At 69.2% G+C, this 11075-nt stretch carries 10 protein-coding genes; 5 read left to right on the top strand and 5 right to left on the bottom strand.

Going from position 1 to position 11075, the window contains the following annotated elements; genetic code table 11:
* A partial coding sequence (locus tag VF697_RS07305) for a hypothetical protein (protein WP_331092776.1) occupies nt 1-1324 on the bottom strand: 1324 nt, incomplete at its 3' end.
* A gap of 380 nt (nt 1325-1704) precedes the next feature.
* On the opposite strand from VF697_RS07305, the gene VF697_RS07300 reads away from it, so the two are divergent.
* The 4 genes from VF697_RS07300 to VF697_RS07285 all read left to right on the top strand — a co-directional run bounded on the left by VF697_RS07300 (nt 1705) and on the right by VF697_RS07285 (nt 4170).
* Complete coding sequence (locus VF697_RS07300) at nt 1705-1926, top strand: DUF3185 family protein (RefSeq protein WP_331092775.1); 222 nt, start codon at nt 1705-1707, stop codon at nt 1924-1926.
* A 144-nt stretch (nt 1927-2070) separates the two neighbouring features.
* Complete coding sequence (locus VF697_RS07295; RefSeq protein ID WP_331092774.1) at nt 2071-3153, top strand: GRAS family protein; 1083 nt, start codon at nt 2071-2073, stop codon at nt 3151-3153.
* A gap of 8 nt (nt 3154-3161) precedes the next feature.
* The gene (locus tag VF697_RS07290; RefSeq protein ID WP_331092773.1) at nt 3162-3653 is read left to right on the top strand and encodes a CinA family protein; all 492 of its coding nucleotides are present in this window, start codon (nt 3162-3164) and stop codon (nt 3651-3653) included.
* 127 nt (nt 3654-3780) lie between these two features.
* Entirely contained in the window at nt 3781-4170 is a 390-nt protein-coding gene (locus tag VF697_RS07285) for an STAS/SEC14 domain-containing protein (RefSeq protein ID WP_331092772.1), read from the top strand.
* 60 nt (nt 4171-4230) lie between these two features.
* Here VF697_RS07285 and VF697_RS07280 read toward each other — a convergent pair whose 3' ends face one another.
* From VF697_RS07280 to VF697_RS07265, 4 genes are all read right to left on the bottom strand, one after another.
* Nucleotides 4231-5796 (bottom strand): S8 family peptidase, encoded by a 1566-nt coding sequence (locus VF697_RS07280; protein ID WP_331092771.1) that lies wholly within the window; start codon nt 5794-5796, stop codon nt 4231-4233.
* A 253-nt stretch (nt 5797-6049) separates the two neighbouring features.
* On the bottom strand, nt 6050-7678 hold the full coding sequence (locus VF697_RS07275) for a hypothetical protein (protein ID WP_331092770.1): 1629 nt from the start codon (nt 7676-7678) through the stop codon (nt 6050-6052).
* Between the two features lie 42 nt (nt 7679-7720).
* Entirely contained in the window at nt 7721-8083 is a 363-nt protein-coding gene (locus tag VF697_RS07270; protein ID WP_331092769.1) for a hypothetical protein, read from the bottom strand.
* A gap of 14 nt (nt 8084-8097) precedes the next feature.
* Complete coding sequence (locus VF697_RS07265; RefSeq protein WP_331092768.1) at nt 8098-8817, bottom strand: hypothetical protein; 720 nt, start codon at nt 8815-8817, stop codon at nt 8098-8100.
* An 85-nt stretch (nt 8818-8902) separates the two neighbouring features.
* Between VF697_RS07265 and VF697_RS07260 the strand changes: the two genes are divergently transcribed.
* Nucleotides 8903-11075: FG-GAP-like repeat-containing protein (locus VF697_RS07260; protein ID WP_331092767.1), on the top strand; the 2173-nt coding region annotated here is incomplete at its 3' end.

Raw genomic sequence — 11075 nt, 5'->3', positions numbered from 1 at the left:
CTGACACCCACCGGCCATCGATGATGAAGCCGCGGTACTCCTCGAAGAGCGTGAGCCCATCTCCGGTGTGGCCTTCTAGATCAGCAATGCCCTCTTCGTCGAAGTCATCCGGTTGGCTCTCCACCGCCTCATCCTGCTTCCAAACATCGGCGATGAAGGACGATCGCCCCCGTTTTGGCAGCCGGATGCGGTTTTCTGTCGTTCCCTTGAGCCATCCCACGATTCGCCGACCGCTCTTCAACTGGGCCGTGACGAGAATGATGCCGTGGGCCCCCCAGTCGTACGCTCCGACTGCCACGGAGGCGCTGTCGCGCTCTCCCTCTGGTGTCTTGGCCGTGGAGTACGTTGGAGCATTGAGCGTCATGTCGGGGTTGGTGCCAGGGTCGAACTTTAGATCCGGTTCATTCTGTGGGGATGGCGGGGGAGGGTAGTTCATCGCCACGCCCGGGATGTTGGACACCTCCGCCAGTTCGAAGGTGAAGCTTTGCGCCAACTCCTTGGGGGGTCCCCCATCGGCGCGGCGCAGCGTGGCCTTTACCTCGATGTGATTGCCGGCGATTTCCGCGATAAGGGAGCCCTCGGGGCGCCAGTCGTCGTAGTCCACCACCTCGACCTCGACGATGAGCTCCTCTGGGTTGTTCGTGAGATACCACTTGGTGGTTTCAGTCCACTCTGGATGCTCCGCCCCGAGAAACACGCCGTTTTGGGCACGCTCACCCTGGAAAACGACAGTCCCGGGCTTACTGCCCGGCTCCACGTTGCCCTTACCCGAGACGATGACCCCGAGGTCCAGGGACCCCTCGATGTGACTCGTTCTGCTACCGAGGCAGTTGCTGTACTCGGTTTCTCCAGTGATCAGCGCACCGATCTCGCCTTGCGGCTCCACATTGAAGCTACCGACGCCATCCTCGACATGCACCCCAAAAAGCACGTCGGTAGTGCCGCTACCCAACAGGTTTCTCGTCGTCACTTCCGTCTCACTGCACTCCGGAGGCAAGCAGTCGTTTCTGTATGAGACTCGCTTGTACGACTCGTTCATGCTCGCCAGGTAGGTGACCTCTTCCCCTGAGATACCAATGGTGGCGCTCCGTCGTTCATCCCCCGTGCTCGAGACGTGGCCCGAGATGCAGCCCGTCCGGGCTTCGCTATAGCGGTGCCACTGGTGGTATTCGTAGGTGATATGGCCGTACCACTTCTCCTCCTCCTCCAGCCATTGCACGCGTGAATACACGCCTCTCGAATTGCCAGGAGAGATGTCGTCGGGGCCGCATGAGGCCACGATGACGAGCATGGCGAGTGGCAGAAGGAGCGGCTTCAAATGCATGGCGGTTCTTTCCTGCTGGAACGCCGCGACCTGCTACTGCCCAACGGGTGGACCGGTTCGGCGCGGAACGGCGGGACGTCGAGGTCCACGAGGGTGGCAAGTGGGACGTCCGTCATCACAGTGGCCAAACTACGCAAGAGTCGCTCGGCGAACAATCCTTGGGAGCCAGGAGGGAACGGCGAGTTGCCTCGCAGTGAAGCGCGCCGTTGCCCGGAATCGGGTAGGGGTCGCTCGGACACCTGGCGGGCACGGATGAAGAAGGTCTCAAGCGGGAGGACTCTAATGTGCGTGGAAGGTCCTTCCCGTAGGCCCGTTCCGCACTAACCTGCGCGCGGAGCCGGGACGCCCGGCTCCGTTCAACACCACCGAGAGGAAACGCCGTGGGGATCGCCCGCATCCTGGGATTCATGCTCGTCGTCGCTGGCACCGTGTTCCTGGTGAGTGCCTACCGTGCCACCGGCTCCTTCACGGAGCGCGCCACGGAGACCTTCACCGGGCGCTACTCCGAGCGCACCCAGCGCGACCTCGCCATCGGTGGCGCGGGCGTGGTGGGTGGCATCCTGCTCATCGCTTTTGGCGGGGGCGGAAAACGCCGCCGGTAGTGGTTTCCACGCGCTCCGTGATCCACCCGCCCCTCCCCGGGTCAATTCCAGATACGAGGTCTCATCAGACCCGGGATAGACGAAAGCTCCTGAAATCAGGAAGAATCCTGGAATATGGTTCAGGAAGGGGGGAGGGAGAAAGACGTGCGCACGGAGAAATTCTCGCTGCTCACGCGTGCGCTGGAGCAGGTCGTGGAGGGGCAGCCCTCCGAGGCCCGGCGCTCGCTGGCGGAGTTGACGAAGCGATTGGACGTCGAGTCCGTCGCGGAGGACATGCAGTACGTCCTGTTCGCCGCGGCGCTCGCCCGGCGGCTAGGGGACGGCGATGCGCAGCAGCTCAACCTCTACTTGAAGCGCTTCGAGCTGCCGCAGATCTCCCTCTTCAACCTGCTGGCCCAGCGACTGCCCCTGGCGTCCCTGGCGGGCTCCATCGCGAACGACTGCCTGTGTGACCTGTTCGCGGGCCATGAGGAGGCCACGCTCATCGACGTGGGCCTGGGGACGGGGCGGCAGGAGGTGGCACTGCTGCGCCGGCTGAAGGAGCGCGGCGTGGCGCTCCGGCGCCTCACCGTGGTGGGCGTGGAGCCCGACACGGACAGCCTGCACCGGGCGGAGACGGACCTCACGGCGGCCGCCCGGGAACTGGACCTGGACTTGCGCTTCCGGGGCATTCCGCGCGTCATCGAGGCGCTCGGCGCGGACGACTGGCGCTGGCTCCGGGACGGCCCGGGACCTCGCGTGGTGCACTCGGCCTTCGCCCTCCACCACATGGCCGGCGACCTGGACCAGCGGCAGGTGCTCTTCGAGCGCTTCCGCGAGCTGGAGCCCACGGCCGTGGTGCTGATCGAGCCGAACTCGGACCACTTCACCAACTCCCTGGCCCAGCGCTTCCACAACGCCTGGCGCCACCTCTTCTTCATCTTCGGGCTGGTGGATGAGCTGCAACTGCCCGTGCAGGAGCGCAACGCCATCAAGCGCTTCTTCGGCCGCGAGCTGGAGGACATCCTCGGCGCGGTGGACGATTCGCGGCGCTTCGAGCGCCACGAGCGCAAGGAGACGTGGCTGGAGCGGCTGCGGCGCGCGGGCTTCTCCACGGCCAGGCGGCTCGAGGGCTCCTGGTCCTCGCCCCACCCCGCGATGGTCGTCCACCCGGAGCCGGGCCACGTGGGCCTGTGCTACCGGGAGGAGACGGTGGTCGCGGTCATCCGTGCCACCGTGGAGGGCTGAGAGACGGAATGGAGCCCGGACTGGAGGAGCGAGCGCGGCGCGTGTTGGAGGCGTGCCGGCGCGCGGGGGTGAGGCTGGCCCTGGCCGAGGCCAGCACCGGCGGACTCATCTCGGCCTGCCTCACCGACATCCCCGGGGCCTCGGCCGTGCTGGAGCGCGGCTTCGTCCCCTACTCGAACGAGGCCAAGACGGAGCAGCTCGGCGTGCCGGTGGAGCTGATGGTGGCCCATGGCGCCGTCAGCGAGGCGGTGGCGCGCGCGCTCGCGGAGGGGGCCCTGGCGCGCTCCCACGCGGACCTCGCCCTGGGAGAGACGGGCATCGCCGGCCCATCGGGTGGCTCGGCGCTCAAGCCGGTGGGACTCGTCCACCTCGCCGTGACGCGGCGGGGAGGCCCCCTCCTCTGCGAGCGTCACGTCTTCCCGGGAGACCGCGGGGCCATCCGTCGCGCGGCGGCGACCCGGGCGCTGGAACTGTTGCTCACCCTACTGGAGGGGAGCTGAGCACCCGATGTGGTAGGTTGGGGGCATCCTCTTTCACGAGGCGCAGGTGGTAGTCTCCCCACCTCGCTGAACACATCCCTTTCCCCCGTGCACTCCCCCCCCCCCCCCCGCACGGAAGGAGAACGTCGTGTACAGGCTCGACATCAACAAGCAGCACGCGCTCATCGAGTTCGCTCTGGATGGGCTCATCCGTAAGGACGAGATGGCGCGGTTCGTGGAGGAGCTGCGGGCCGCCACGCTCGGCCTCTCCGGACAGGAGATCAAGCTGATGGCGGACGTGCGCACCTTCCGTCCCTCCTCGCCGGAGGTGGCGGAGATGATCCGCGAGGTGCAGGCCTTCGGTCTCCAGTCCGGAGTGAAGCAGGTGGCCGAGCTGGTGGAGAGCCAGATCGTGGCCCTCCAGCTCAACCGGGTGGCGCGGGAGAGCGGGACGGACAAGATCCTCCGCCGCTTCCACGACGACCAGGCGGCGCGGCGCTGGCTCCTCTTCGGTGAAGAAGAGGCGCTCTGCGCGTAGGCCCGGCACACGCGTGTCGCGGCGCCGGGCCTTCACTCCACCCCAGGGAGCCGGGGCCGCTCAGCGCGTGAGCAGCCGTGGCAGGGCGCCGCGCAGGTCGGGCTGAGGACCGATCTGCCGGGTGCTGGTGTCCTGGGGCGTGCCGGTGGCGCGCAGCACGTCGCGCAGGAGGCGCGGCTCGACGGGGCCCTGGCCGGCGGCGTTGGCCGCGCCCTGGAGGCTGGCCACCGCGCCCGCCACGATGGGGGCGGCGCTGGAGGTGCCGCCGAAGGTGGCGGTGTACGACTGGTTCTCGCCAGAGTTGGAGAGGTCCCCGTAGCCCGTGGACACCACCTTCTCGCCCCAGGCGTGGACGTCCACGCGGCTGCCGTAATTGGTGAAGCACAGGGGCGCGCGGGTGGTGGCGTCGCTGGCGCCCACGAGGATGGCGCCCGAGTCCCGTCCCGAGCGGTCGAAGGCGCCGCCGTACGCCGGGTCATCCAGGTCCACGCTGCCGTTGCCGGCGGCCTCGACCACGTGGACGCCGTTGGCGGTGGCCTGGGCGATGGCGTCGAAGTTGGCGCGCCAGTACTCCAGCGGGACGTAGTTGCACTGGCTGGTGTTGCAGGTGCAGTCCTTCGCGCTGCGCGGCCCCGGGGCCTGCAGCTCCACCAGCACGATGCCGCCACGGCCCGCGGCGAGGGCCGCGTGGGTGATGGCGCTCGCCATGCTCTGGTCGGCGACACCCTCATGGCCCGCCTGCGCCTCGTGGGCGATGCCGGTGATGCCGTAGCCGTTGGCCTTGCCCACCACCACGCCCAGCGCCGCGGTGCCGTGGTTGCGCCAGCCCGCGTCGTTGAACTGGCCGCCACCCGCATAGAAAAAGGACGGCATGTCCTCGTGCCTGTCGTTCCAGGCCCCCTCCACGTCGACGAGCTTCACGCCCGTGCCCCTGCCACCCGGCACCGTCCAGGCGTAGCGCGCGTCGATGCCGCCGGGGGCGCTGTCGAGGTAGCCCTGCTGGCCGTCATGGCGGGGCGCCAGCTCTTGAGCGCGCGCGCCCAGGTCCACCGGGGTCGGCGCGTACACGGGCTCGGCGTAGGCGATCTCCACGCTGTCGAGCGTGTTGAGCTGCATCACCAGCGCGTTCACCTCACCGGCGAGGGTGCCGGGCCGCAGCGGCACCTCGAAGTAGAGGTCCAGGTCCGCCATCTGCTTGCTGCTGCGCTCCTCGGCGGTGCGCTTGCGCTCGGCCAGCGTCAGCTCGTCCTCGCGGAAGAGCCGCGCCACCGGGCCCAGGCGAGGCACGCGCTGCAGCACCTTGTGGGCGGTGGTGAGGTCCGCCTGCAGCCTCTTGTCGGACAGGCCGTGGCGCGCCAGCTGGGCCTGCTCGGACTGGCCGCGCTCGCCGATGAGCGCGCGCATGATGCCGCCACGCAGGCGCACGCGCGTGCCCTCGTGGAACTTCACCACCAGCCGCTGCACTGGCGTCTCCGAGTCCAGCTCCGGAGTGGTGGGCTTCACGGTGGACAGTCGCGGCTCCAGCACCTTGACGCCGCTGGCATGCGCCACCGGAGCGGCGAGCAGGGCCAGGCCCAGCATCAGCGTGCGGGTGGCGCGGAACTCGGTAGACAATGCCTTCATCATCCATCCTTCGTGGGGGGTGAAGGGGGAGGTACGTCTGTGACGGCGGGCCTCGGGTCGGGGGTGCCGAGGCCTCCCCACCGTCGTCACACCGGCACCCTGCCACAGGCGTCTGTCACGCCTGGGTAGGACCGGAGTTCATCGATTTACGTGATGGCAGTATTAGCAGAAATTTATGATGCGGGAAACATGCGTGTGAAATCGAGGCCCCTGCTTTTCCTCTTTTCAACGTGAACGGGCCGAGGCGGCGAAAGTCTCACCCGCCCAGGAGAATCGCGTCGAGCTCCGGGTCCTCCACGAGCTCCTTCACGTCGGGGTTGCTGTCGTTCGGATCGAACCCGTAGACGGAGGAGCCGGGGGGAGGCGCCTCCGAGGCGAGGCACAGCACCGCGCGAGGAGGAGCGCCCACCCCATCGCCGTCCCGGTCCGGGTAGAGGACGCGCCAGAGGTGGAGCCCGGGGTCCGCGTCGTCGCAGTCGTTGCCGGAGGCCGAGGCGGCGTAGGGAGGGGGGAGGGGGGCGCCCGTGCACACCGAGCCGGAGGCGGGCGTGGTGGAGCCGTCGCGATCAGCGTCCACGTGCTGGTAGGCGAGGAGCTGCCAGGTGAGGGCGTCGCCGGGGGCGCAGTCGGTGCCCTGGGAGGAGTAGCCCGCGGGCACGGAGCCGTCGGTGCAGAAGGAGGAGGCGCTCCCGGCCCCCACGCCGTCCGAGTCCTCATCCACATAGGCCTGGAGGGCGTGGTGGACGGCGGCCCGGGAGTCGTCGCAGTCGGTGCCCTTGTCCGAGTAGCCGGCCGGCCGGGTGGTGCCGGCGCACAGCGTCACGGTGGGGCCCGCGCCCACCCCGTCGCCGTCCGTGTCCGCGAAGACGCTCCAGGAGACGCGCGCCGAGGCGTTGGTGTCATCGCAATCGGGGGAGGCGCCCCAGGGGAGGTACCCCCTCGGGAGGCTGGCGCCGCTGCACACCTGTCCCGACTCGGCCACCGTCGCGCCATCCCCATCCGCGTCGCGGTAGGCGTAGGCGCGCGGCACCCAGCGCGAGGAGTCCGTCGGGGCGCAATCGCCCTGCGTCTGGACGTAGCCGGGCTCGGGGCCGTCGCTGGAGCAGCGCTGCTCCACCGACCCGCTGCCCACGCCGTCCGCGTCGGTGTCCGGGTACACGTCGAGCAGGCGCCACCGGTCGGCCCGGGTGTCGTCACAGTCCGTGGGGGCGAGGGACTCGAGGAGGTAGCCCATGGGCAGTGCCTTGCCCGCGCACACGCTGCTCGCCTCGGGGACGGAGATGCCATCGCCATCCGCGTCCCGGAAGCGGTAGCTCAGCAGCTGGTAGCGCGAGGCCTCCTGGGGCGCGCAGTCCAGCGCCGTCTCGGAAGTGCCCGGGGGCAGCGTGGTGCCGACGCAGCGCGGCCCCCGCGTACCGCCCGCGACTCCGTCCCGGTCCTCGTCCGGGTACAGCTCACGCAGGGCCCAGACAGCCGGGTCTGAGTCGTCGCAGTCGTCCGCGTCCTTGGTCCGCGAGTAGCCCGTGAGGTCGCTGCCCACGCACGCGAGCCTCGCCGGGCCCGAGGCCACGCCGTCCCGGTCCGTGTCCTCGTAGAGCCCGTCCTCCAAGCGCCAGCGCGTGGCATCCCGGGGCGCGCAGTCGCCCGTCTCATGGGAGAAGCTCTCGGGCAGCGCGTTCCCGATGCAGACCGAGGACGGCGAGGTGTCGCCGAAGCCGTCCCGATCGGCATCGCTGTACGCCTGCACCCGCTTCCACCGGGCCGACGAGGTGCTGTCGCAGTCCTCGCCGTCGCGGACGCCATCCCCGTCCGAATCCGCGTACGGATCCTCGCCCCCACACCCGGACTGCACACCGCCCAGCGCCAGCACGAGCGCCAGCCACATCCATCGCATCCTGTCGCCCCTCGTCTCGGGTGTGGGGAGGGACTAGCGACGGGTGAGCTTGCAGCCGATGTACCCAAGGCCGAAGTAGTCCACCTCGGAGCGCAGCTCGAGGCGGTACTGGCCGGGCTTGGCCATGGCCATGAGGATCATCCGCTCGCAGCGCTCGAAGGTGCGCTTGGTCCCCGAGTATTCCACGGGGCTGGCATCGTAGGAGAGGGTGACGGTGGTGGGCGTGGCCGCTCCCTGGAGGAGGCCGGTGATGGAGACCGTGTTGTCGTGGCCCGCGATGTCGTAGCTGTCCACCGCGTCGAAGACGTAGGTCGGGGTGGCGGCGGAGGCGTCCTTCAGGGGGGCCAGCGCGAGCAGGAGGGTGAGGGCCGAAGCGAGCGTCTTGTGGAGCGTCATGGTGAGCGAGATGGCTATACCGCGAATCCCAGCGCGACCGCGAGCAGCCCCGCCAGGCCCGCGTAGAGCGGGATGTTGCACGCGAAGGTGATGCGGTTGATGCGCTGGAAGCGGGCCTGCTCCTCATCGGCGAACCAGACGCCGTCTTCACCCGTCGTGTGTCCCTCCACGGCCTGGAAGAAGAGCGTGGCGTACATGACCTCGATGAAGAGGCTCACCAGCACCAGGGCGATGAGCGACAGGGCCCACATGTCCATGCGCGAGAGGGGGCCCGAGAAGAGCTCGTGGTGCCACGAGAGCCCACTGAGGATGAGGAGGATGCACAGCACGTCGTGGCCGATGCCGTAGGGCGGCTTCCAGTTGAAGGAGACGTAGAGCATGTAGAGCTCGGCGATGCCGCGCACCCACATGCAGGCCCCGAAGCTGCCCAGCACCAGGCGCAGGCCCGGGTGCAGCGCCGGGTCCATCGCCACCACGGGGCAGAGGAGGAACCAGAGGAAGACGGCGTAGAAGAGCCAGGCCACCTTGGGCGGCGAGATGCGGCCGCCGCGGGCCTTCTGCACGTTCTGCCTGCGCGAGAAGTAGATGCCGAGCAGCGCGGACAGGCCAATCAAGGCCACGATGAGGACACGGGTGAGCGGAGAGAGCATCTCGGGACGGCGCGGGCGAGGGGAGAGAGCAGGATAGCGCAGCAGGTACCAGGTGCGCAGGCGGGGCAGGTGGCGCGGGGACACCTGGGGGTGCAGGCAAGCGCCCCGCCCGCCCTGGACAGGGGAGCGGGGGCGCGGCACTCTCGACGCGCGCTCGGAGGCGCATTCCATGAGAGCTGAGCAGGCAGGGACACACCCGGTGCCGGTGGGGACCGCGGTGCACACGACGCCCCGTGTCGAGCGCTGGGGCTGGGTGTGGCCCCGGTGGAACGACCCACGCATCCCCTTCGCCGCCATTCTCACCCTCTACGGGGTGCTGGGCTTCTCCTTCTTCGGCTTCAACCGCAGCCCGGCGCAGATGGCGCTCATCGTCGTGAGCGGCAGCGTGCTCGACGCGGGGCTGGGCTGGCTGCTGCGCCGCGAGAAGGTGGTGCCCCTGAGCGGCTACATCTCGTGCTGCTCGCTGGCGCTGCTGCTCAACTACTCGCACTCGAGCTGGCTGTTGCTACTGCCGGTGTGGCTCGCCATCGGCTCCAAGTACGTGCTCACCTTCGAGGGCCGCCACGTCTTCAACCCGTCCATGTTCGGCGTGGCCACCTCGCTGCTCCTCACCCGCGAGCTGATAACGGCCGCGCCGGCCTACCAGTGGGCCAACGGCGAGGTGGCGCTGTCGGCCTTCATCGTCATGGCCGCGCTGGTGCTCTTCTTCTTCCGGGTGGGGCGCACCTGGCTGGTGCTGAGCTTCCTCGGCTTCTACGCCCTGCAGACGGCCCTGCGCGCCTTCATCCTGCGCCACCACCTGCCGCCCGAGGTGCTCTTCCTCGGCACGCTCGGGGCGCCGGCCTTCTTCATCTTCACCTTCTATATGATCACCGACCCGGGCACGTCTCCCAAGACGCCGCGTGCCCAGGTGCTCCTCGCGCTCGCCCTCACGCTGGTGGACCTGGTGCTCCACCTCAAGGAGAGCGTCTTCACCTTCTTCTACGCGGCCCTCACCTGCGCCACGGTGCGCTTCCTCTTCCTGCACGGGCGCGCCGTGTGGCAGCGCGGGCCTCGCGCGTACCTCGCGGCGCTGTTCTCGCCCGGGCCGCTCCAGCGGCTGGCGGCGGTGGGGGGACTCGGGGCCGCCATGGCCGCGGGCTATGTGCTCGCCGCGCCGACAGGGGCGCTCAACCGCCCGCTGCCCTTCCACATGGAGCGCCTGGAGGCCTCGCACACGGGGCTCGGCTCCACCACCACGGTGGACGACGTGCTGATGAAGGTGGACCCGCGCGTGCTGCACGTCTCCAAGTGGGTGCTGAGCGTGGGGGACGCGGTGGCCGCCGGGGACTTCGACGGGGACGGGAAGGTGGACCTCTTCCTCACGAACGCGCTCAAGGCGGACGCGTACCGCGCGGCCCTCTACCGCAACCTGGGCGACCTGCGCTTCGAGCGCGTGAAGGTGCCCGCGCTGGAACACATCGCCGCGAGCTTCACCACCGAGGGCGCGGCCGCTGGCGGCACCTTCGTGGACTACGACGGCGACGGGGACCAGGACCTGGCCATCGCCGTGGCCTTCGGGCCCTCGAAGCTGCTGCGCAACCTGCTGCGCGAGACGGGGAGCGCCACCTTCGAGGACGTCACCACCCGGACGGGCCTGGGAGACCACTCGGTGAGCATGGCGGTGACGCTGCTCGACTTCGACCGGGACGGGCACCTGGACCTCTTCGTGGCCAACGCGCTCACCACGCACCTGCCCGACTACGCCACGCCCACGCCGTTCAACTTCTTCCGGCTGCCGCCGCCCGAGTACCCCGGCGACCGGCGCATGCTCCGCTTCATGCACAACGGCTGGCACAACGCCGACAACGGTGGGCTCAACGTGCTCTACCGCGCCCGGGGGGATGGCACCTTCGAGAAGCTGGACTCGGCCGCCCTGGGGCTGAAGGAGACGCGCTGGTCGCTCGCCGTCAGCACGGTGGACTTGAACCAGGACGGGTGGACGGACCTCTACATCGCCAACGACTTCGGCCCGGACGAGGTCTACCTCAACGCGCAGGGCAAACACTTCCAGCGCGTCGTGGGCAAGCTGTTCGGGGAGATTGGCAAGGACACCTACAAGGGGATGAACTCCACCGTGGCGGACTTCGACCGCAACGGGATGTTGGACGTCTACGTGTCCAACGTGCACCACTCGCTCCAGGCCGAGGGCAGCCTCCTGTGGATGACGTCCCCGGGGAAGGACCCCTTCCTCCCCGAGTTCAAGGACGAGGCCACCTTCCGGGGCGCGCTCAACGAGCGGCGCTTCGGCTGGGGCGCGGCGGCGGGGGACCTCGACAACGATGGATGGCCCGACATCGTGC

The organism is Archangium sp. (assembly GCF_036388035.1).
In the GTDB taxonomy this organism is placed as follows: Bacteria; Myxococcota; Myxococcia; order Myxococcales; family Myxococcaceae; genus Archangium.
This window is presented reverse-complemented; position numbering and strand designations above follow the sequence as displayed.